This is a genomic window from Bacillus haynesii, from assembly GCF_001969855.1.
Taxonomy (GTDB): Bacteria; Bacillota; Bacilli; order Bacillales; family Bacillaceae; genus Bacillus; species Bacillus haynesii.
Genome location: NZ_MRBL01000009.1, coordinates 81604 through 102735 on the forward strand (window position 1 = coordinate 81604; position 21132 = coordinate 102735).

Here is a 21132-nt window from a genome sequence, read left to right on the forward strand (position 1 = left end):
TGCTTTTTATGTTTGATGGCTGTCTTATATGATATTCAGCGCTAAAGTTCAATTTTTCAGAATATTACTATGAGGAGATTTTCACTTTTTTTCTTGTAGTCTCCCATTTGCCTCTGCTTGGGCTGTGTACTAGATCGTTGTATGCCAACACATTCAGATCACGCTGGATTGTTCTCGGTGTAATGCCAAATTCATCAACCAGTTCCTGGGTTGTAACGAGTCCTTTTTCTTGAATGAACATGTAGACTGATTTGATCCTGGTTAGCATTCGGTTTGTTGAAGGTTTCAAACAACCACTCCCTATCGTATGATCGAATGGACTTGACTACCACAACTTTCGACTCCAAAATGCAGCATGGACGGTTAGCGACCATTTCTTGAAAATGATCAATAAATATTATACACGATCTCTTTGCCAAATATCCAGAAAAAAGCCGGAGCCAAATTAATGAAAAAATGAAAATCGTGAGCAGAACATGCACTACGATCACGTTTTTTTTGATAAAAAAATTTAAACTTTTTCTTGCTTCATACGTAATAAAAGAGAGGTGGTGAAGATGATGAAGTTAAAAGTGCATATCGAAAAATCCGGTTATGAAGAAGGGGAATCGGCGATCGAAAATATATCATTTGCTGTGGGGGAAGGCGAGCTCGTCGGATTAATCGGCCCGAATGGGGCGGGGAAAAGCACGACAATTAAAACGATACTCGGTTTAACAAGGCATATGGCCGGACAGATTGAATGGCCTGAAACGTCAAACTATGCATACATACCTGAACAGCCCAGTTTTTACGACGAATTGACTTTATGGGAGCATATCACGGCTTTAGGGACGTTTTTAGAGGAGGACGAGTCTTCGTTTTTGCCGAGGGCGAATCGGCTCATCGAGCGATTTTCGCTGGAGCATGCGCTTCACGATTATCCGGGGACCTTTTCGAAAGGGATGCAGCAAAAGCTGATGCTGATCCATGCTTTTCTCATGCAGCCTGATCTATATATTATCGATGAACCGTTTATCGGGCTCGATCCGATCGCAAGCCGCCTCTTTTTGGATATGCTGAAAGAAGAGCAGAAGCGGGGAGCGGGTATTTTGCTTTGTACGCATGTGCTGGATACCGCCGAGAAGATCTGTGACCGTTTTTTGTTGATTTCAAATGGCCGTCTGATGCTGGAAGGTACACTCGAAGAGCTGCAGGAGAAAACCGGCCTTTCGGATGGCTCTCTGCTTGACTGTTTTTACTATGCTGTAAAGGGTGCGCCAGCATGAGCGGCCGGTCGCTGTTTATCAGCAGGCTGAAGGCGGACTGTCTTTATCAGCTGCGGATCATAAAACTGGTCATCGATTGGACGGTTGCGCTGTATATTGTGCTGCCTGTGGCCGGAATCGGCGTTTATCAATATATCAAATGGCTGAATGGAGGTTCGTTTCATAACGGATGGCAGGCCGGATTGATTGTGCTGGCTCCGGCCGTTTTTACGCTGTTTGGGTCTGTGAGGACATTCTTAATGGAAGCCGATCAGCTTTATTTGTTACAAAAAAAGATGCTCGTGTTGAACATGAAAAGATGCGGCTATTTATATTGTCTGTTTGTCCAGTTTGGCAAATGGCTGTTTGCGGCGGTCGTGTTTACTCCACTGTTCGTCAGACAATTTGGGATTGATCTGCCTGCTTGTCTCGCCGTATTCTTTTTTTATTTCTGTCTCAATTCCTTGATCACCGTCTTGAAGCAGCGGAACATCGGACGGCAGTACAAGATGAAACACCGGGTGCTGAACGCCGGGCTGATCTTTTTCGTGTGGCTGTCGGCTTGTGCAGTTGTTTTGTTCTTTGCCTGGCCGGTTGTGCTCTTGAGCGGTCTGGTGCTGTTGACGGCTGCGGTGAAGACCGCCGGCGGCACTCTCGGAAACATGTTTCGATTTTATGAAGAGGTTGAATTTGATCACAGAAGAAAGCTGAGACTCGCAAAATTCTTCCTGTCGCTGAACCTGGATGGAAGCGTGCCGAAGCCGGGGAAACGAGGGGCGAAAAGGCCGCGGCTGTTCTTTAAAAAATCTCAGAAAATCTTTAAAGCTCGTACAGTGCAAAATGGCTTTAAGGAAATCTTTTTAAAAGTGATGCTGCGCCATCCGGACTATAAAAGACAGCTTATGCAAATGATCGGCATTTTTACGGCGCTGATGCTGGTTGGACCGATCTGGATGAAAGCAGGTGCTCTCCTGGTTTTTGCATTCGCTTATCGAAGTCTGTTATCCGTCCATTTTGATAAGGTGATGGAACGCGTTTTTTTGCTGGGGGCAGATAATGAAAGCGATGCTTTTTATGAAGCGAGGCGGAGTTCCATTGACTGGCTTTTCTATCCGGGGTTGATCTGGTGCGGCCTCGTCATCGCACTCAGCCTTATGCTAAAAACCCCGTCTTTTTAAAAAAGACGGGGTTCAGTCGTTTAATGCCCTTCCAAAAAGAAGAGGTGTATGAAAAAGAGAACGGCAAACACGAAGACAAGCGGATGTATCTCGCGCCATTTGCCTTTCGCGGCTTTCACAATCGGATAAGAGATAAACCCGAGGGAAATGCCTGTCGCAATAGACGATGTCAGCGGCATTGTCAAAATGACGAGAAAGGCCGGAAATGCTTCGTCAAGTTCTTTCCAGCGGATGTTGGTCACAGCGCCGATCATCATGCTTCCTACAATGATCAATGCCGGTGACGTAATCGCTGCGATCCCGGAGACCGCGCTGACAAGCGGGCTGAAAAACAGCGCCGCGCCGAAAAGCACAGCGACTGTTAAAGACGTAAGCCCTGTTCTTCCGCCTGCGGCAACCCCGGCGGATGATTCGATATAGGCGGTCGTCGGGCTTGTCCCGAACATTGCGCCGATCGTCGTCGCTGTCGAATCGGCAAGAAGGGCTTTTCTTGCATTCGGCAGTTTGTTGTTTTTCATGAGCCCGGCTTGCTCAGCGACACCGATCATCGTTCCTGTCGTATCAAAAATCGTGACGAGGAGAAACGAAAAGACAACTGAATAAAGGCCGTAGTGGATGACATCGCCAAAAGCGGCGAAAGGGTTTGTGACGATCAGTTTTTCGGGCAGATGAGGCATTGACAGAATCCCTTTGGTAAACTCAAGCTGGCCGGTAAAAAAGGCGATCAGCCCGGTTAAGATCATACCGAAAAATAGAGCGCCGTTCACATTCATGACCATCAAAACGACAGAGAAAGCCAAGCCGATTAGTGCCAGTATCACGCCGGGCGAGTGCAGATTGCCGAGCCCGACCAAATTGGCTTCATTGGCGGTAATGATTCCGGCTCCTCTCAGACCGACAAAAGCGATAAACAATCCGATTCCGGCGGTAATCCCGTATTTTAGATTGGCCGGAATCGCTTCGATCAGTTGTTTTCTAAGAGGTGTTAGCGATAAGATAATAAAGAGGATACCGGCCGCGAAGACAGCGCTGAACGCCGTCTGGTAAGAAATTTCGCCGTTGGACGAGCCGACGACTGACACTGCAAAATACGCGTTCAGTCCCATCCCGGGTGCAATCGCGATCGGAAAGTTGGCGGCAAGCGCCATCCAAAGCGTTCCGACAACTGCGGCGATGATTGTGGCGGTGAATACTTGATCAAACGGGACGCCTGTGCCGGAAAGGATACTCGGGTTGACCACGACGATATAAACCATTGTAAAGAAGGTTGTAATACCGGCGAGGATTTCTTTTTTGACTGTGGTTTGGTTTTCTTTTATGTTAAACATCATTTCCTCCAATAACGAACATTATAGCAAAACAATATCTATATTATTCGTTATCAGGTGTTTTTGCAAGGGTTTTTGGCTAAACTGAAAAAAGAAGGGGCGAAATTATGAACTGGGAACAGGAAGTTTTAAAAAGACGGAATGAGATCGTAGAGGATATTCAAGGTGTTTTAAAAATCAACAGCGTCCTTGATGAAGAGACGGCGGGTCCGGGCCGGCCGTTTGGAAAAGAAATTCAAGAATGCCTGACAGCGCTTCTCAATAAAGGGGAAGAAAGCGGGTTTACGGTCAAAAATCTTGACGGTTATGCAGGCCATATCGAATGGGGGAAAGGCGAGGAGATCATCGGCGTGCTTTGCCACATTGATGTCGTTCCGCCCGGAGATGGGTGGACGAGCGACCCGTTTGCTGCAGAAATCAGAGACGGGCGCATCTATGCAAGGGGAGCGCTTGATGATAAAGGGCCGACAATGGCCGCGTTTCATGCATTAAAAATTGTCAAAGACTCGGGCCTCCCATTATCAAAGCGAATCAGAATGATTATCGGCACCGATGAAGAAAGCGACTGGCGCTGTGTGGAGCATTACTTTAAACACGAAGAGATGCCTTCAGCCGGTTTTGCGCCTGATGCTGATTTTCCGATTATCTATGCGGAAAAAGGGCTGATTGACGCAGCTTTAAAAATTGAAACTGATCAAGCGGAAACAGGTGCGGACTTGGTATTGGAGACTTTCCGGTCCGGCCGGCGTCTGAACATGGTGCCTGATGATGCCGAAGCCGTTCTGGCCGGAACTGCCCCGTCAGGATTTGAAGAGTCATTTGCCCGGTTTGTAAAAGAAAAGCGCGCAGAAGGGCGTATTCTTCAAGAAGGCGGCAGACTGACAATAACCGTGTACGGCAAATCAGCTCATGCCATGGAGCCTAATAACGGTGTCAATGCCGGTCTCATTTTGGCCGAGTTTTTACATACACAATCCCTTGACAGAACCGGTCTCCATTTTGTTCAAACGGTTAGCGGGGCTTTTGCCGGAGATACGAGAGGGAAAAAGATCGGCATCGACTGCCGTGATGACATCAGCGGAGAGCTGACGTTGAATGTCGGCCGGCTGCAGTATGAACAGGAAAAAGGCGGGGAGGCCCATATTAATATTCGCTATCCTGTGACTGAAGAGAGCGGCCGGGTGAAATCCGGGCTGTCACAAATACAGGGCGCCAGCCTTATCAGCTTTAAAGACAGCAAGCCCCATCATGTAGCAAAAGACCATGAGCTGATCAAAACGCTGCAGCGGGTCTATGAGGAGCAGACAGGGGAAACGGCAGAGTTAATTTCCATCGGCGGGGCGACATATGCACGATCACTGAAAGCCGGCGTGGCATTTGGACCGCTGTTTCCAGGACGTCCTGATGTTGCCCATCAGAAAGACGAGTATATGGAAATCGATGATCTGCTGAAGGCTGTATCGATTTATGCACAGGCTATTTATGAATTGGCGAAGTAGCAAAGAAAGTGATGATATGAGACATCAGCGAGGCGTATTATTTGAAATCCCGAACGGGTACGGGCGCTTTCTTCTCGATATGCTGAAACCGGTTGATCCGGCAGGTTTCAATTGGCTGCTTGCCGATGGCGAATGCTATCTCGTGCAAAACGGTGAGTTGTCAGATGAAAATCTTTTTCCCCAAGAACCGCAGGTGCTGATAGGAAAAGCATTTAAAAAAAGGCTGGAAGACGAAAGATACTATCTCATCTTCGCTGATTTGAAGGCTTTTCCTCGGGATGGTCATCCTGAGGATGTCAGCACATATGAATCATATATGAAAAGCAGCTGCGAGCTGATTGTACTTACAGCCGATTCGAGTTTTGTCACGATATACTGCAAAGATCAAAAAAAGCTGGAGCTTCTGTATCAAAATGCAAAGGACTGCGGTTTCAAGCGTATTGAATATATAACGGATCACAACGATGCCAGGACAGGGATGCATGTGTAGCGCAACAAAGACAGCCGCTCTATAGAGCGGCTTTTTTGCTGAAAAACATTGCTGTTTTCAAGGATAACGAATATAGTAAAGGTGCGTACAGGCGTCCGAGAGGAGAGGGGCTTTTTGAAGCAGGAAAAGGAATTGCTTCATGTGAGGAAACGGTTTTATTCATTTTATTTTTTGTTCTTTTTCGGTTACGGGGCGTTTTATCCGCTTCTTTCCGTGTATTTAAAAGATGCCGTTCATTTGTCAGGCGGGCAAATCGGCCTGATCTTGTCGATCAGCCCCGTTGTCATGATTTTCATCCAGCCTGTCTGGGGAATCATGAGCGATTTAACGAGAAAGCCTACCGTGCTTTTGACGATGGCTTTACTGTTGACGGCTTTATTTGCCTTTTTGTTCTCACTTTTCAAATCATATGAATGGCTGCTTCTCGCGATGATTTTTCTTGCTGCTTTTCAAAGCGCCATCGTCCCGCTGTCCGACAGCATAGCGGTTAGTTTTTCTGAAAAATCAAAAATCCCCTACGGATCGATTCGGCTGTGGGGAGCCCTTGGCTTTGCCGCCGCCGTTTTTGTGATGGGCAGGCTTGCTGAAATTTTTCATCTTTCCGTTATTTTTTATACGTTTACTTTGTTCCTGATCGCCTCAGCTTTATTTGCTCACAGGCTTCCGAAAGAAAATAAAGCGATGAAGGTCGATTTGAAGAGCGGGATCAAAGAGTTATTCAAAATCAGAAAGTATTTGATCTTTTTGCTTGCCGCCTTTTTGATGATGGGACCTACACTTGCTCATAACATTTATTTTGGCATCTATATCAATGAAATCGGAGGCACGCTTGCGGGAGTGGGGATCGCGTTTTTGGTCGCTGCCGGCAGTGAAGCGCCTTTTATGAAAGCCGCGAACCGCTTGATTCAACGGTTTGGAATAGAAAGGGTACTGCTGTTTGCGGTTCTCATTTCCTCGCTTCGCTGGCTTTTTTACTACATCATGCCGTCGCTGCCGTTCGTTTATGCGACATGTATTGTACAAGGCTTTTCCATCGGATTGTTTATCCCGGCCGCGCTGCAATACGTAAGAAAGCTGGCTCCCGGCCATTTGGGCGCTACAGCGATCAGTCTGTACACAGCCGTCGGAAACGGTTTTGGCAACTGGTTTTGTACATTTGCCGGCGGGCTGATTTATGAACGCTATTCAGCGCTGTCCGTCTATTTGTTCTTCGGTGTTTTATCTTCTCTTTCTTTCCTGTTGTTCGTGATGATCAACACCTTTTCAAAAAAGACGGCAGCCGTGCAGTCATCGGTTTCTTCATGAAAAAAGCCTGGTTTCAAAACAGAAATCAGGCTTTTCTCTCTTAATTAAATTGAAATAAATCGCTTGATAAATAGCGTTCCCCTGTATCGGCTGTCATGCAGACGACCACTTTGTCGGGAGGGAGCTTTTTGGCCGTTTCAACAGCAGCAAAGCAAGCGGCTCCAGAAGAAGGGCCGACAAGGATTCCTTCTTCCCGCGCCAATCTGCGCGTCATCTCGTAGGCTTCTTCGTCCTTGATCTTTAAGATTTCGTCATAGACGTTTTCGTTTAAAATGTTTGGAATAAATCCCGGACTTGTCCCGACGAGCTTGTGTTTTCCAGGTTTGCCGCCGGATAAAACAGGCGATCCTGCAGGTTCTGCCACGTGAACGGTTATTCCCGGAAATAACGCTTTCAGCTTTTCGCCTGTTCCGGTAATCGTTCCGCCTGTACCTGCTGTTGCAACAAATGCGGCGAGCGGTTTGCCGATTTCTTCTATTGCCCGGGCAATTTCCAGAGCGGTTGATCTCCGGTGAGCCTCCGGATTGGCTTCATTATCAAACTGCATCGGAATAAAGCTGCCTGGGATTTGCCGAGCGAGCTCCTGTGCTTTTTTGATGCTGCCTGGCATTCTTTCGTCCCCGGGCGTCAGGACAACTTCAGCCCCGTACGCTTTCAGAAGATTGATCCGCTCTTTTGTCATCGTATCAGGCATGACAAGAATGGCTTTGTAGCCCCTTGCCGCCGCGTTCATCGCAAGGCCGATGCCGGTGTTCCCGCTCGTCGGTTCGATGATGGTTGAACCCGGTTTCAGCAGGCCTTTTTCTTCGGCATCCAGGATCATTTGGTAGGCCGCGCGGTCTTTCACGCTTCCGCTCGGATTAAAAGATTCAAGCTTGATATAAACTTGGGCCGCGTTTTCGGGCTGAACGCGGTTCAACTTGACAAGGGGCGTTTCCCCGATTAATTCTGCAATATTTTGAACGGCTCTCACGACTGTGCACCCTTTCTAAAAAACATGGTTCTGTCAATATCCTATCATAAGGCCTTGGAAAGTGGAAAATAGAGAGGTTATAAGTCCTTATATTTTTTGTTAAAATATAGAGAAGACGAATGAGGAGGAAGCCATACATATGTCAGTCAAACCGCATTACTTTATTGGAATTCCAATTCCGGCGGAGCTTAGTGAGCCGCTTTATCACACGGTCAGCAGCCGTCCGGAATTTTCTTTTCATAGATGGGTGCATCCTTTGGATTACCACATCACCCTCGTGTTCCTCGGCTCTGCTGAAGAGGAGCAGCTGGCTATGCTCGCTGAAAGCCTCAAGCTGATCTCCGATGAGACGGCTCCGTTTCAGATTGCCTTGAAACGTTTCGGAACGTTCGGCAAGCCGTCAGAACCGAGAATTCTTCATGTAGAACCGGAATACTCAGCCGCTCTCTTTCAGGTGAGGGAACGGGTGAAGCATGCTGCAGATGAGGCGGGCTTTGATATTGAAAAACGGCCTTTTCATCCACATGTGACGGTCGCCAGAAAGTGGAATGGGTCGGCCTCTTTTAACGGCCGCCTGAAGCCGCTTGAAGACGAGTTGTCATTTACAGCCCGGCATTTCACCATTTTTCAAACCCATTTAGACAGGCTTCCCAAATACGAGCATCAAGCCGTTTTCCATTTCGGCGAACGGCCGGCTGCAGAAAAGCAAGATTCGGAGATGAACGCAGATGGCACAGATTATTAAAATACAGGACTGTATTTCAAGATATGAACAGGATCCTTATCATTATATAAACCAGTTTATCCGCCTGAAAAAGCAGCGCTGGCAGTCAATTAAAGAGATGGCTGAAAAAAAGAAAGAAAGCTTTCACCACGATAAAGGAGCCGCCGGTGATGAAACGGTCGGAAAAAGAAAGAATACATTTACATTAAAGAGAAAAAAAGAAGCATCCGATATTAATAAAGGAAAAGAAGCCGATGAATGGTTTAACGGACTGGACGGAGAAACGGATGAAAGCTTGATCGCAAGAATTCCTGCGGCAGGGGAAGAACTCGCGTCGTTTTTTAAAGAATACGTGTACGAGTTTCAGCTGAAATGGGCAAGCTCGACAATCTCTGACATATCCAGACTTTCCCGGGAAATAAAAAGCGATAAAATCCTGCACATTTTGGCACAGCAGCTGCCGGATTCATATTTCATCATGTATCGGCCGGTGCTGCAGGTGAATCAGGCTGCGGTAGAGCTCAGCGTCTTGATTCTCACGCCTCTTGAGATCTACTGTATGTCATTTCTTGAAGGTGAGAGGGACAGCGCATTTATCGGTTCTAAAGATCGTTTTTGGAAAGAAAAAACGGTAAGGGGCAGGGAACGGTCACTGTTAAATCCGGCTGTCGAGCTTCTCAGGACAGGCACGGTTCTTTCCGGTTTGTTAAAGGGATCGGGGATCGAACTGCCTGTGCGCAAAGTCATCGTCAGCCGGACATCGTACATCGATTATCCGGAACCCCCGTACGGAATCGGCATTTGCGACAAGAGACACTGGAAAGAGTGGCTGGAGAAACAGCAAAAGAACTTCGCCCCGATTAAAAGCCAGCAGCTGAAAACGGCGAAAATTCTGTTGTCGCACGGCGTCTCCGACTCGATGCGGAGACAGGAATGGCTGAGCTGACCGCCAGAACGTTATCCCGGCTTTTTCATACTATAAAATGGAGAATGGAATCATGAGCGATTGGTATATCATCATAAATCCAAAGGCGGGAAACTCGACGGCCTTAAGAGTATGGAAATCACTGCAGAAAGACCTCCAAAAGGCAAATATATCGTACCGCTCGTTTATGACTCAGCATCCCGGGCATGCTGAAGTGTTGGCAAGGCAAATATCAACAATGCAGGATGACAGGCTGAAGCGCCTGCTGGTGATCGGCGGGGACGGAACCGTCCATGAAGTGCTCAATGGCTTGGTCAGCTTGCGGGACATTCAGCTGAGCGTCATCCCGTCAGGCTTAAGCAATGATTTTAAACGCGGCTTTACCGTGAAAAAATCGAATGTCATCAAAGAAATGAAGCGAAAAGGGCAATCGCTGACCCGGACCTATGCCCTCGGTAGCTTTCATACGAAAGACAGTGAAAACGAACTTTATTTTGCCAATCATCTCAGCCTAGGATTTGATGCCTGCGCCGTCAAAAAGGTGACTGCTTTGCCGAAATGGACGGCTGCTCTCAGGCTGAATCATTTGATTCAGCCGCTGATTTTCTTTGTTACGGCGTTTACGTTTAAACCGTTTGTTCTATCGTATGAGAACGGGGATGACAAGCGTACGTTTAAAAAAATCTGGTTTGCGTCGGTTTCAAATCACCCTTACTATGGCGGAGGAATGAAGATCGCACCGAACGCGAATCCGCGGGATGAGCTTTTAGACGTGATCATTATTGAAGACCTGCCCGTCTTGAAGAAAGCCGGCCTCTTGTTTGCGATGATATTCGGCAAACATGTCGGCAAAAACGGTGTTACGGCATTTAAGACGAAAGACATCTATTTTCATACGAATGAGCGGGTGCTCTTTCAAGCGGATGGAGAGGTGATCGGCTGGGCGCCCGTTTTCATTAAAACAGGGACCGAATCCCTTCGGTTAAGAGCATAAATCTTTCGAATGAAGGAGAGACTGAGATGCCGGGTATCAGCCGCCCGTTTGAAGCTTATCTCGATGAAATGAGAACGATCACTGTTTTAGTTCCGAAGAGCCATGCGTCAAGCTGCACCCCCCCTTTTTTTCTTGAAGATGATCAAGGAGAGAGGATAGAGATTTCGGTAAAAGCGACGGAGGAGCTTGAGGAACAATTTAAGTATATTCTCGAAAGCAGCCGCACCGTTCCGTTCGGAAGAGTTCACAAAGTATGCTGTGAAGAAAGCGTCTGGACAGACCTGCAAATCGGCTCTGTTACGAGAAGTGCGGCGTTTGACAAGGCTTTTTTTTATGACGGCCGTCTCGGCGCTTTTTATTCAAAAGAGCGTACTTTATTTAAGGTATGGGCGCCGACCGCGAGTACGGCAGCGATCAAGCTGGAGAGCCCTGATTCGCTTCAAACAAATACTTTTCAAATGATGCGCAGAAAAAAAGGTGTTTTTGAGGTAACGGTCGAAGGCGATTTGAACGGCTGGTCCTATTTATACGAGCTTTATGTAAATGGGACGCCGTTACTGACAGTCGATCCTTATGCAAAAGCCGTAACGGCAAACGGGGAAAAAGGCGTTGTATTAGATCCTGATGAAGTCAAGGTGGAAAAACACCGTGCGCCAAGCCTTCACAGTCCGTGCGATGCGGTTATATATGAGGTTCACATCCGCGATTTCTCGATTCATGAAGACAGCGGTATGCGCCATAAAGGCAAATATCTTGCTTTTACAGAGGACGGAACTGAAACGTCCGGCGGCTTCTCAACGGGAATTGCCTATTTGAAAGAGCTCGGCGTCACCCACATCGAGGTTCTGCCCTTTCACGATTTTGCCGGAGTTGACGAGCTTGCTCCTGATCAATCTTATAATTGGGGCTATAACCCGATTCACTTTCATGCACCTGAAGGAAGCTATTCACTCGATCCGCAGAATCCCAAAAGCAGAATCACCGAGCTGAAAACGATGATTCAGTCGCTGCACAAACACGGTTTCTCCGTGATCATGGATGCCGTATATAATCATGTGTACAAGAGGGAAACGTCCCCTTTTGAAAAAACGGTTCCCGGTTATTTTTTCAGACATAATGAATACGGTTTTCCATCCGATGGATCGGGCGTCGGAAATGATATTGCTTCTGAGCGGCTGATGGTGCGAAAATATATCCTCGATTCTGTCCGCTATTGGCTGGAAGAATATGATATCGACGGCATTCGTTTTGATTTAATGGGCATTCTTGATATTGAAACCGTCCGCCAAATCAGCAAGCTTGCCGAGAATGTGAAGCCGGGCGTGCTCCTGTTCGGAGAAGGCTGGGATTTAAATACCCCGCTTGAGAGCGGGCAAAAAGCAACATTGCAAAATGCCGGAAAAGTTCCGGCGGTCGGCTTTTTTAATGATCGGTTCAGAAACGCAGTCAAAGGGAGCACATTTGAGCTTAGTGACCGCGGATATGCGTTAGGGGACACAGGGAAAAAAGCGGCGCTTCAGCACGGTATTGCCGGTTCACCCGGATTCTTGCCGCCAGCACAGTCAATCAATTATGTGGAGTGCCATGACAATCATACATTTTGGGATAAAATAGCCTTCTGTTCGGAAGAAGATGCGTACTCCAAACGTCTCAGGCAAAGGCTCGCGTTGTCAATCGTCCTGCTTTCACAAGGGGTTCCATTTATTCACGCCGGGCAGGAATTTTGCCGAACAAAGAATGGGGACAGCAACAGCTACAGGTCGGGAGATGACATCAACAGGCTCGATTGGGAAAAGCGGGCGGAGCTTTGTGAGGATGTCGAATATGTGCGCCAGCTGATCCGGCTGCGGAGAAGCCATCCCGCCTTTCGTCTGCAAAAAGAGGAGGAAGTCAAGGAACATCTTTCTTTTATGAGCGGCACAGGAGAGGTGGCGGCTTACAAGCTGAAGAACATTGCAGCATTTGATCCATGGAACGAAATCATAGTGGTGCATTGTCCATTTGCAAAAATGGAGACGCTTGAGCTGCCCGATCAGAAACAGTACTTGCTGCACTGCGATCCTTTTACGTTCTTCAATGGGCAGGTTCAAACGGAAAAAAGGCTTCGGCTGAACGGCATCGGGACCTATGTTTTATATGAACCAAAAGGGATTTTTTAGTTTTGCTTGACGAAGTTTGGCGTCTAGCGCTAAAATTTAAAAGACGGCTATTGTTTAGCACAAATGACTCTCAATAGCCGTCTTTTTATTTGAATATAAAGAGACGACAATACAAGCGGTTTGCTGCCCGCTCTAGGGAGCAGATGCTTTTTAAAATCTTTTAATGAAATGATGGGTTGAAAATCGATATGAACTGGTTGGGACAATTACTAGGTAGCGAATGGGAGATTTCCCCCGCAGGAGGAGCTACAGGAGACGCATATTATGCAGAACATAATGGACAGCAGCTTTTTTTAAAGCGCAACAGCTCTCCTTTTTTGGCTGTCCTGTCCGCGGAAGGAATTGTTCCTAAGCTCGTTTGGACAAAACGAATGGAAAACGGGGATGTGATTACGGCACAGCACTGGCTCAAGGGAAGAGAGCTGAAGCCGAAGGATATGAACAGCCAGGCGGTGGCTGAGATGCTTCGGAAAATTCACAGCTCCAAAGAGCTTTTAGACATGCTGAAGAGACTCGGCAAACAGCCTTTTCAGCCAAGCTCTGTAATCACTCAATTGAAGCAGTTTATCCAGGCCCGGCAATATCCGATACCGCAGCTGGACCAAGCCCTTTTATATCTGGAGCACCATCTGAAAGATGTTCAGTCTGGAGAAAAGGTCGTCTGTCACTGCGATGTCAATCATAACAATTGGCTTCTTACAGATCAGAACCAGCTTTATTTAATCGATTGGGATGGAGCGATGATTGCAGACCCCGCGATCGATTTGGGGCCGCTTCTTTATCATTACGTTGAAGAGCGGGAATGGGGGAGCTGGCTCGAACGCTACGGCTCTTCGTTAACGGATAATCTCAGGCTGAGAATGGCCTGGTACGTATTGGCGGAAAAGACAATGACAACACTCTGGCAAAAAGCGAAAGGCAATCAGGAAGGCTTTCACCAGGGGCTGGAACAGCTGCACGCATTGATGGAGCGTCTCGCCGGATCTTCATGAAAATGAGTCGATATCTTCCACCCATTGTGTAAGATGATCCTGGTGCTCCTGAATGTGGTTGTTGATCGAAGCGGACGATCTTCCCCTCTGGCTGTACAAATAAATGTCTTCCAAAACGCCTTTCAAGCCGGCGTCAAGATTCGTATTTGCCATTAAAGACTTGATAATCCGCTCCAGCTGTTCGCATTCAGCGACGGTTCCGGTGCAGTCCGCTTGATGGTCTGAGAGAATGTCTTTTAATAGATGAATCTGATTTTGCTGATTTAAGCCCATAATATTGGCACTTCCCTTCATTCTCGGAGTATATGGATTAAAATGTTCAGAAAGCTGTAATTTATACGCGAAAGCCCGGAGGCCGATCTTCGGTCTTTTTTGCTTTGGAAGAGCCTTGCGGGATTCCCGCATTTCATGGTATGTTGTAAGACGATATAACAGATAGAGGTGTAAGTACATGCGAATGCGTCACAAGCCTTGGGCGGATGACTACCTGGCTGAAAACTCTCATATTGTGATCAGCGAGCCGTCTCAATACAAAGGGAAATGGCATTCCGTTTTTGGAAATGACAACCCGATCCGCATCGAAGTAGGAACCGGAAAAGGGCAATTTATTTCAGGAATGGCCCTGCAAAACCCGGATGTAAACTATATCGGAATCGAACTATTTAAAAGCGTCATCGTAACCGCTGTTGATAAAGTAAAGCAGGCAGAGGCGCCGAATGTAAAGCTTTTGAACATCAATGCCAATATGCTTTCAGACGTTTTTGCAGACGGGGAGGTCGACCGGGTCTATTTGAACTTTTCCGACCCGTGGCCGAAAAAGCGCCATGAAAAGCGCCGTCTGACCAATCAAGCGTTTTTGAAAAAGTATGAGCAGGTGCTCGGAGGCAAGGGAGCGATTCATTTTAAAACCGATAACCGCGGGTTATTTGAGTACTCTCTCACCAGTTTTTCCGAATACGGACTCGTTTTGACGTTCGTCAGCCTTGACCTGCATCAAAGCGAATTTGAAGGAAATGTGATGACCGAATACGAAGAAAAGTTCGCCGCTAAAGGCCAGCCGATCTACAGAGTCGAAGCTGAATGGCGAACATAAAAAAACAGACTGCTTCCTGCGGTCTGTTTTTTTGCTTTCAAATGAAGCTGATTCAAGTTGTATTTTTTGCTACGATAGGAGGAGGAGGGATGATCATGGAAACTTTAACAATCGGACGAATCAAGCTGACATGGCTGAACGGAGGCGTCACGCACATGGACGGAGGCGCTATGTTCGGCGTTGTTCCCAAGCCGCTTTGGTCAAAAAAGTATGACGCCAATGAGAAAAATCAAATCGAACTTAGAACAGACCCTATACTTGTGCAGAAAGACGGCACGAATCTGCTGATTGATTCCGGTATCGGGCGCGGCAAACTGACGGATAAGCAAAAACGAAATTACGGGGTCACCGAAGAATCGTCAATTGATGACTCGTTAAAAGCACTCGGGCTCTCAACGGAAGATATCAACGCCGTTCTGATGACACATCTCCATTTTGACCATGCATGCGGATTGACGCGCTATGAGGGAGAAAGCCTTGTTTCCGTGTTTCCGAATGCAGCGATTTACACGTCTGCGATCGAATGGGAAGAGATGAGAAATCCGAATATCCGCTCAAAAAATACATATTGGAAAGAAAACTGGGAAGCTGTTCAGCATCAAGTGAGAACCTTCGACGAGAAGCTTGAAGTTTTGCCCGGAATCACGATGTATCATACAGGCGGCCACAGCGACGGCCATTCCGTGATCGTTCTCGAAGATGCCGGTGAAACGGCCCTGCATATGGCTGACATTATGCCGACGCATGCCCATCAAAATCCTCTCTGGGTGCTGGCGTACGACGATTATCCGATGACATCGATTGCTGCGAAGCAAGCATGGCAGGCGAAGGCCGCCGAGAAAAACGCCTGGTACATTTTTTACCATGATGCCCTTTACAGAGCTTTAAAATGGGATGAAAACGGCGATATTGGAGAGTCAGTAAAAAGAGAAAGGCGCTAGTTATTTTGGTGAATGGTTTGCTTTGTTGTTATCCATCCTAATGGTAACTAACATTTGAAAGGAAGACGACGGGTGAGCCACAATAAACTGAATGAACAAGTGATCGAGACGCGATTAAGAGGATTTGAAGTCCTTGCGACTCCCCTGTTGAATAAAGGGGTCGCCTTCCCTCCGGAGGAAAGGGAAGCTCTCGGCTTGACAGGATTGCTTCCTCCCAAGGTGCTGACGCTCGAAGAACAGGCAAAACGGGCGTATAAACAGTTCCAATCACAGCCTGATGACTTGAGCAAAAACGTCTATTTAACAGCGCTTCACGATCGAAATGAAGTGCTGTTCTACAGGCTTCTGAACGACCATATGACAGAAATGCTGCCGATTGTTTATACCCCGACTGTCGGAACGGCAATACAGCAATACAGCCATGAATACAGAAAACCGCGGGGGCTGTTTTTGTCGGTTAATGACCCTGAAGGTATGAAAACGGCATTTGAAAATCTGGCCGCTAAAAGAAGCCGGATCGATTTAATTGTGGCCACTGATGCTGAAGGAATTCTCGGAATTGGGGATTGGGGAGTCGGCGGTATCGCCATTTCGATCGGAAAGCTTGCCGTTTATACTGCGGCTGCGGGCATCGATCCTAACAGGGTTCTGCCCGTAGTCATTGATGCGGGGACAAACCAGGAAAGGCTTCTCAATGATCCGCTTTATGTCGGGAATCAGCATTCCAGGATCAGGGGTGAGCGTTATGAATCGTTTATTGATCGATACGTTCAAATCACAACCGAGACGTTTCCAGGCGTTTTGCTGCACTGGGAAGATTTCGGAACGCAGAACGCACGTCAGATTTTGAAAAAATACAAAGACAAAATTTGCACCTTTAACGATGACATTCAAGGCACGGGAGCAGTAACCCTCGCAGCGGTGCTTGCGGCCGTCAAAATATCCAAAATGCCGCTAAAGGATCATAAAATGGTCATATTCGGAGCAGGGACGGCCGGGATCGGCAACGCTGAGCAAATTCGCGCCGCTCTCGTTCAAGAGGGAGTGTCGGAAGAGGAATCATACCGCCGTTTTTGGTGTGTTGACCGGAACGGTTTGCTGACAGATGATATGAACGACTTGCAGGACATTCAACAGCTGTATGCAAGGCCTGCTGACGAGGTAAAAGACTTCAGCCGGAACGGCCCGGGGGATACAATCGATCTGCTCGAAGTGGTTAAAAAAGTGCAGCCTACCATTTTGATTGGAACCTCGACTGTATCGGGCGCATTTACAGAAGAAATCGTAAAAGAAATGGCAAAGCATGTGAAACGGCCGGCTATATTCCCGATGTCCAATCCGACGCCGTTATCTGAAGCAAGGCCTGAAGATTTGATCAAATGGACGGAAGGGCGGGCGCTCGTCGCCACTGGAAGCCCGTTTGCGCCTGTGGAATACAACGGCACCCGTTATGCGATCGGCCAGGCGAATAATGCCTTTGTATTCCCCGGCCTTGGGCTCGGAACGCTCGTATCAAAAGCAACGCTGATTACGGACAACATGTTTTACGCCAGCGCAGCTGCGATCGCGGGCATGGTTGATACCGCCCGGCCCGGCGCCGCGCTTCTTCCGGAGGTAGAGGATTTGCGCACGGTTTCCGCAACCGTAGCAACGGCTGTCATCAAAGCAGCCATAGAAGACGGAGTTGCAGAAAATGAGCCGGACGATGTGATTCAAGCGGTGCAGGATGCGATGTGGCATCCGGTCTACCGGCCGATTCGCGCCATATAAAAAATGCGGCCATTTCTGGCCGCATTTTTTTGATGCTATGCTGCGGTATCAATCACATCTACGATCATGCCTGTTTTTGCATCAACCATGACTTCGTACTGTTCAAGCTCTCCGAAAGCGGAACGGGTAATGCCTGTTTTGTACACCATGACGGTTTCGCCGTTTACGGTATAGGCTTCCGGAACGGTATATATCCATGAACCGTCGATCGGGCCTCTCTGTTTAAAAGCGGACTTGACGATGCGCAGCGCTTTTTCAGAAGAAATGTAAGGCTGCATGACATATTGTTTGACAACAACGGCCGCGGCAATGCCGATGCCGGCCCCAAGAAGAAAATGGCGCAGTTTCATCTTTTCAGCACCTCCAAAGCTTGTTTTTTTCATTATACAGAACATGTCCGTCCGTGTTAAGGATGGGCTCTCTTCTGGAAACACATCGCACACTTATGTAAAATGTAGAGAGATACATAAGAAAAGAGGGAAACAGATGAATCAGGAAACGAGAACGCTTTTTCAAACGCTGACGGAGCTCCCCGGCGCTCCGGGAAACGAACATCTTGTCCGTCGTTTCATGAAAAAAGAGCTTGAAAAATATGCTGATGAGATCATCCAGGACAGACTTGGTAGCGTGTTCGGGGTTAAACATGGACCGGAAGGCAGCCCGAAAATCATGGTGGCCGGCCATATGGATGAAGTGGGATTTATGGTTACATCAATCACAGACAACGGCCTGCTTCGATTTCAAACGCTGGGCGGCTGGTGGAGCCAGGTTTTATTGGCCCAGCGGGTGGAAATCCATACGGACAACGGCCCGATCCCCGGCGTTATCGCGAGCACGCCTCCTCATCTTTTGACAGATGAGCAGAGGAGACGTCCGATGGATATCAAAAACATGATGATTGATATCGGTGCGGATGACAGGGAAGATGCCGAACGCATCGGTGTCAAACCAGGCCAGCAAATCGTGCCGATCTGTCCGTTTACTCCGATGGCAAATGAAAAGAAGATCCTTGCGAAAGCATGGGATAACCGCTACGGCTGCGGACTCAGCATCGAATTGCTGAAAGAAATGCAGGGAACAGAACTTCCGAACACTCTTTACTCAGGCGCGACCGTCCAGGAAGAGCTCGGGACAAGAGGCGCGCAAACTGCGGCCAATATGATACAGCCTGACTTGTTTTTCGCGCTTGATGCAAGTCCGGCAAACGATGCGAGCGGCGACAAAAATCAATTTGGCCAGCTTGGCAAAGGGGTGCTGTTGAGGATTTTTGACCGGACCATGGTGACGCACAGCGAAATGAGAAATTTTGTGCTGGATACGGCAGAGACAAATGACATCCCGTATCAATATTTTGTTTCCCCGGGAGGAACCGATGCCGGCCGTGTTCACATCTCAAATGAAGGCGTTCCTTCGGCTGTGATCGGTATTTGTTCAAGATACATCCATACATCTGCTTCCATTATCCACGTTGATGACTACCTTGCTGCAAAAGAATTGTTGATCAAGCTTGTCAAAGCTTGCGACAGTTCTGCCGTACAGTCGATATTGAGAAATGATTAAACAAAGAACCCCTGTGCAGCTTTACGCACAGGGGTTCTTTTTGAAAAAACAACTAACGGCTTTCAAATACGTATGACAACGATTTAATTGCCTGATTTACGGTTTCTACAGTAATGTTCGCTTTGTTTGACAGTTCTTTTAACGGATGATGGAGTGACTCAGGTCGGATGATGATCAGCGGTTTGCCTTTGGCGATCGCGTATGATGCATCCATTGCCGTGTTCCATTGCTTGTATTTTTCCCCGAAAAGAGCGATGACCACATCCGCCTTGTTCATTAAAACGGAAGTTCTAAAATTGTTCAAATCCGAGGCTGCATCATCCTTTGCGATCGAATCAGCCTGCTTGCCCATAATTTCTTCACCGATGTTGTCGGAGCGGTCGTGATTTTCCATCGGTCCGACAAATGTGATCGGCAGCTTGAGCGATTTTGCTTTTTCCTTCACTTCTTCACGCCAATTGCTATGTATTTCTCCGGCAAGATAAACGATAAATTCCATACATGTTCCTCCTGACTGTCATAAGATCACGGCGCAAGGCGCCTTAACGGATATTTTTACCCCATTACTTACCATGTTAAACGAGAATGGCTTGATAAAGCAAAAAAAATATGCTTATGATATGAAGGAGGAGCGGATCGTTAAGATTTTCCCTTTTTAAAACGGGTAAGATACATAAAGAATCGTCCATCTTTTAAAAAAGCCGGTGGACAGCAAAAGGCTGGCTATAGAGCCGGTTGTCTGGTATGATCCGAATGGATGATAAGAACATATATTGGAGGCGTTGAGTGATGAAAACGATCGAGACGAATGAAGAATTGCAAAAAGTTGTGAAAGACGATTTATCCTTGTTGATGTTTTCGGCTGACTGGTGCCCGGACTGCCGTTTTGTAGAACCGTTTTTGCCCGAGCTTGAAGCGAACTATCCGGAATTTACATTCTATTATGTTGACCGCGACAAATTTATTGATACGTGCGCGGAGTGGGACATTTTCGGAATCCCAAGCTTCCTCGTATTTAAAGAAGGGAATGAAATCAGCCGCTTCGTCAGCAAAGACCGGAAAACGAAAGAGGAAATCGAGCAATTTTTGACAGATTCACTGAATAAGTAGCCGAAAGGAGAGTTCACCTATGAAAATGACGTCAAGGAAACTTTCCGATATATTAAAAAAACGTTTGCAAAATGACAACTGGTCCTTTCATTTCGACAGGGAAAAAGACAGCTTGAGAATCGAGGATAAAAACACTGGAAAAGGCATTACACTCGAGCTCCCCGGGATCATCGCCAAATGGGAGCAGAAAAAAGATGATGCGATTGACGAAGTCGTCTATTATACTGAGGAAGCGCTCAATGCCATGAAAGGTCAGTCGCAGGAAATGGAAGGGCGGGAAAGTCTGATCTATCCCGTCATCCGCTCGACTTCTTTTCCCGAGAAGTCCAGCGCAGGCGTTCCCTTGGTTTTTGACGGCCACACGGCTGAAACACGAATTTACTATGCGCTCGACCTTGGCAACACATACCGGCTGATCGATGAAAAAATGCTTGAAAAAGAGGGCTGGACAAAGGAAAGGATTCGGGAAACGGCTTCCTTTAACCTTCGCTCGCTCCAGACCGTTGTCAAAGAAGACGCAGTCGCCGGCAATCACTTCTACTTTTTCAGAGCAAATGACGGCTATGACGCCAGCAGGGTGTTGAACGAATCGATTCTCGCAGAGTATGAGAAAAGCGCGGAAGGGACCCTCGCCGTGTCAATCCCTCACCAGGATGTGCTGATTATTGCCGACATCCGCAACAATGCCGGATACGATATTCTCGGGCAAATGTCGATGAGCTTTTTTGCAAACGGAACAGTGCCGATCACTGCGCTTTCTTTCCTGTATGAGGATGGAAAGCTTGAACCGATCTTTATTCTGGCTAAAAACCGCCCTGAAAAGAAATGATAGAAAGGAATTTTT

At 47.4% G+C, this 21132-nt stretch carries 22 protein-coding genes; 16 read left to right on the forward strand and 6 right to left on the reverse strand.

What is annotated here, in order from left to right; genetic code table 11:
• Positions 1 to 67: 67 nt before the first annotated feature.
• Positions 68 to 289, reverse strand: coding sequence for a DeoR family transcriptional regulator (locus BTA31_RS09625; protein ID WP_043926249.1), 222 nt, complete (start codon positions 287 to 289; stop codon positions 68 to 70).
• Between the two features lie 271 nt (positions 290 to 560).
• On the opposite strand from BTA31_RS09625, the gene BTA31_RS09630 reads away from it, so the two are divergent.
• Entirely contained in the window at positions 561 to 1268 is a 708-nt protein-coding gene (locus BTA31_RS09630; protein ID WP_422109652.1) for an ABC transporter ATP-binding protein, read from the forward strand.
• Complete coding sequence (locus BTA31_RS09635; protein WP_076791114.1) at positions 1265 to 2425, forward strand: ABC transporter permease; 1161 nt, start codon at positions 1265 to 1267, stop codon at positions 2423 to 2425. The genes BTA31_RS09630 and BTA31_RS09635 overlap by 4 nt, the downstream gene beginning before the upstream one ends.
• Positions 2426 to 2445: 20 nt before the next feature.
• Here the strand turns inward: BTA31_RS09635 and BTA31_RS09640 are convergent, their stop codons facing one another.
• Positions 2446 to 3753 carry an NCS2 family permease gene (locus BTA31_RS09640; protein ID WP_043926246.1) on the reverse strand — a complete coding sequence of 436 codons (1308 nt, stop codon included), beginning with the start codon at positions 3751 to 3753 and terminating at the stop codon, positions 2446 to 2448.
• A 107-nt stretch (positions 3754 to 3860) separates the two neighbouring features.
• On the opposite strand from BTA31_RS09640, the gene pepV reads away from it, so the two are divergent.
• From pepV to BTA31_RS09655, 3 genes are all read left to right on the forward strand, one after another.
• Entirely contained in the window at positions 3861 to 5252 is a 1392-nt protein-coding gene (gene pepV / locus BTA31_RS09645) for a dipeptidase PepV (protein WP_076791116.1), read from the forward strand.
• Between the two features lie 16 nt (positions 5253 to 5268).
• Positions 5269 to 5742 carry a DUF2691 family protein gene (locus BTA31_RS09650; RefSeq protein ID WP_076791119.1) on the forward strand — a complete coding sequence of 158 codons (474 nt, stop codon included), beginning with the start codon at positions 5269 to 5271 and terminating at the stop codon, positions 5740 to 5742.
• Between the two features lie 114 nt (positions 5743 to 5856).
• Positions 5857 to 7047: an MFS transporter gene (locus BTA31_RS09655; RefSeq protein WP_043926813.1), complete on the forward strand. Its 1191-nt coding sequence runs from the start codon at positions 5857 to 5859 to the stop codon at positions 7045 to 7047.
• Positions 7048 to 7087: 40 nt separating this feature from the next.
• Here the strand turns inward: BTA31_RS09655 and cysK are convergent, their stop codons facing one another.
• Entirely contained in the window at positions 7088 to 8020 is a 933-nt protein-coding gene (cysK, locus tag BTA31_RS09660) for a cysteine synthase A (protein ID WP_043926814.1), read from the reverse strand.
• Positions 8021 to 8159: 139 nt separating this feature from the next.
• Here cysK and thpR point away from each other — a divergent pair, with 139 nt between their 5' ends.
• From thpR to BTA31_RS09685, 5 genes are all read left to right on the forward strand, one after another.
• On the forward strand, positions 8160 to 8765 hold the full coding sequence (gene thpR, locus BTA31_RS09665) for an RNA 2',3'-cyclic phosphodiesterase (protein ID WP_076791121.1): 606 nt from the start codon (positions 8160 to 8162) through the stop codon (positions 8763 to 8765).
• Positions 8749 to 9690 carry a hypothetical protein gene (locus BTA31_RS09670; protein ID WP_076791123.1) on the forward strand — a complete coding sequence of 314 codons (942 nt, stop codon included), beginning with the start codon at positions 8749 to 8751 and terminating at the stop codon, positions 9688 to 9690. Before thpR ends, BTA31_RS09670 begins: the two co-directional genes overlap by 17 nt.
• 52 nt (positions 9691 to 9742) lie before the next feature.
• Positions 9743 to 10663, forward strand: coding sequence for a YegS/Rv2252/BmrU family lipid kinase (locus tag BTA31_RS09675; protein WP_076791125.1), 921 nt, complete (start codon positions 9743 to 9745; stop codon positions 10661 to 10663).
• Positions 10664 to 10689: 26 nt separating this feature from the next.
• A complete protein-coding gene (gene pulA / locus BTA31_RS09680) occupies positions 10690 to 12822 on the forward strand; it encodes a type I pullulanase (RefSeq protein ID WP_076791128.1) in 2133 nt (710 codons plus the stop codon).
• Positions 12823 to 13010: 188 nt separating this feature from the next.
• Positions 13011 to 13814, forward strand: a complete 804-nt coding sequence (locus BTA31_RS09685; RefSeq protein ID WP_076791184.1) for a phosphotransferase family protein — start codon at positions 13011 to 13013, stop codon at positions 13812 to 13814.
• Here the strand turns inward: BTA31_RS09685 and BTA31_RS09690 are convergent.
• Positions 13809 to 14087 carry a YtzH-like family protein gene (locus BTA31_RS09690; RefSeq protein WP_043926818.1) on the reverse strand — a complete coding sequence of 93 codons (279 nt, stop codon included), beginning with the start codon at positions 14085 to 14087 and terminating at the stop codon, positions 13809 to 13811. The genes BTA31_RS09685 and BTA31_RS09690 overlap by 6 nt on opposite strands.
• A gap of 178 nt (positions 14088 to 14265) precedes the next feature.
• Between BTA31_RS09690 and trmB the strand changes: the two genes are divergently transcribed.
• The 3 genes from trmB (at position 14266) to BTA31_RS09705 (ending at position 17618) form a co-directional block, all read left to right on the forward strand.
• Entirely contained in the window at positions 14266 to 14907 is a 642-nt protein-coding gene (gene trmB, locus BTA31_RS09695; protein WP_076791130.1) for a tRNA (guanosine(46)-N7)-methyltransferase TrmB, read from the forward strand.
• Positions 14908 to 15002: 95 nt separating this feature from the next.
• Entirely contained in the window at positions 15003 to 15848 is an 846-nt protein-coding gene (locus tag BTA31_RS09700) for a YtnP family quorum-quenching lactonase (protein WP_043926834.1), read from the forward strand.
• 72 nt (positions 15849 to 15920) lie between these two features.
• On the forward strand, positions 15921 to 17618 hold the full coding sequence (locus BTA31_RS09705) for an NAD-dependent malic enzyme (protein WP_167370606.1): 1698 nt from the start codon (positions 15921 to 15923) through the stop codon (positions 17616 to 17618).
• A gap of 35 nt (positions 17619 to 17653) precedes the next feature.
• Here the strand turns inward: BTA31_RS09705 and BTA31_RS09710 are convergent, their stop codons facing one another.
• On the reverse strand, positions 17654 to 17968 hold the full coding sequence (locus BTA31_RS09710) for a PepSY domain-containing protein (protein ID WP_020452616.1): 315 nt from the start codon (positions 17966 to 17968) through the stop codon (positions 17654 to 17656).
• Between the two features lie 136 nt (positions 17969 to 18104).
• Between BTA31_RS09710 and BTA31_RS09715 the strand changes: the two genes are divergently transcribed.
• The gene (locus BTA31_RS09715) at positions 18105 to 19178 is read left to right on the forward strand and encodes a M42 family metallopeptidase (protein WP_043926821.1); all 1074 of its coding nucleotides are present in this window, start codon (positions 18105 to 18107) and stop codon (positions 19176 to 19178) included.
• A gap of 52 nt (positions 19179 to 19230) precedes the next feature.
• Here BTA31_RS09715 and BTA31_RS09720 read toward each other — a convergent pair whose 3' ends face one another.
• Positions 19231 to 19677: a YtoQ family protein gene (locus tag BTA31_RS09720; RefSeq protein WP_020452614.1), complete on the reverse strand. Its 447-nt coding sequence runs from the start codon at positions 19675 to 19677 to the stop codon at positions 19231 to 19233.
• Positions 19678 to 19967: 290 nt separating this feature from the next.
• On the opposite strand from BTA31_RS09720, the gene BTA31_RS09725 reads away from it, so the two are divergent.
• Together BTA31_RS09725 and BTA31_RS09730 are read left to right on the forward strand one after the other, a co-directional pair.
• The gene (locus BTA31_RS09725; protein WP_003184462.1) at positions 19968 to 20288 is read left to right on the forward strand and encodes a thioredoxin family protein; all 321 of its coding nucleotides are present in this window, start codon (positions 19968 to 19970) and stop codon (positions 20286 to 20288) included.
• Between the two features lie 19 nt (positions 20289 to 20307).
• Positions 20308 to 21117, forward strand: a complete 810-nt coding sequence (locus BTA31_RS09730; protein WP_076791135.1) for a DUF1444 domain-containing protein — start codon at positions 20308 to 20310, stop codon at positions 21115 to 21117.
• Positions 21118 to 21132 lie beyond the last annotated feature (15 nt).

Bases quoted from the DNA above. Each gene is read 5' to 3' on its own strand.
- BTA31_RS09685 (WP_076791184.1), top strand. From the start codon at position 13,011: ATGAACTGGTTGGGACAATTACTAGGTAGCGAATGGGAGATTTCCCCC.
- thpR (WP_076791121.1), top strand. From the start codon at position 8,160: ATGTCAGTCAAACCGCATTACTTTATTGGAATTCCAATTCCGGCGGAG.
- BTA31_RS09635 (WP_076791114.1), top strand. From the start codon at position 1,265: ATGAGCGGCCGGTCGCTGTTTATCAGCAGGCTGAAGGCGGACTGTCTT.
- pepV (WP_076791116.1), top strand. From the start codon at position 3,861: ATGAACTGGGAACAGGAAGTTTTAAAAAGACGGAATGAGATCGTAGAG.
- BTA31_RS09710 (WP_020452616.1), bottom strand. From the start codon at position 17,968: ATGAAACTGCGCCATTTTCTTCTTGGGGCCGGCATCGGCATTGCCGCG.
- pulA (WP_076791128.1), top strand. From the start codon at position 10,690: ATGCCGGGTATCAGCCGCCCGTTTGAAGCTTATCTCGATGAAATGAGA.
- trmB (WP_076791130.1), top strand. From the start codon at position 14,266: ATGCGAATGCGTCACAAGCCTTGGGCGGATGACTACCTGGCTGAAAAC.
- BTA31_RS09715 (WP_043926821.1), top strand. From the start codon at position 18,105: ATGAATCAGGAAACGAGAACGCTTTTTCAAACGCTGACGGAGCTCCCC.
- BTA31_RS09720 (WP_020452614.1), bottom strand. From the start codon at position 19,677: ATGGAATTTATCGTTTATCTTGCCGGAGAAATACATAGCAATTGGCGT.
- BTA31_RS09630 (WP_422109652.1), top strand. From the start codon at position 561: ATGAAGTTAAAAGTGCATATCGAAAAATCCGGTTATGAAGAAGGGGAA.
- BTA31_RS09690 (WP_043926818.1), bottom strand. From the start codon at position 14,087: ATGGGCTTAAATCAGCAAAATCAGATTCATCTATTAAAAGACATTCTC.
- BTA31_RS09670 (WP_076791123.1), top strand. From the start codon at position 8,749: ATGGCACAGATTATTAAAATACAGGACTGTATTTCAAGATATGAACAG.
- BTA31_RS09730 (WP_076791135.1), top strand. From the start codon at position 20,308: ATGAAAATGACGTCAAGGAAACTTTCCGATATATTAAAAAAACGTTTG.
- BTA31_RS09700 (WP_043926834.1), top strand. From the start codon at position 15,003: ATGGAAACTTTAACAATCGGACGAATCAAGCTGACATGGCTGAACGGA.
- BTA31_RS09675 (WP_076791125.1), top strand. From the start codon at position 9,743: ATGAGCGATTGGTATATCATCATAAATCCAAAGGCGGGAAACTCGACG.
- BTA31_RS09725 (WP_003184462.1), top strand. From the start codon at position 19,968: ATGAAAACGATCGAGACGAATGAAGAATTGCAAAAAGTTGTGAAAGAC.
- BTA31_RS09640 (WP_043926246.1), bottom strand. From the start codon at position 3,753: ATGTTTAACATAAAAGAAAACCAAACCACAGTCAAAAAAGAAATCCTC.
- BTA31_RS09650 (WP_076791119.1), top strand. From the start codon at position 5,269: ATGAGACATCAGCGAGGCGTATTATTTGAAATCCCGAACGGGTACGGG.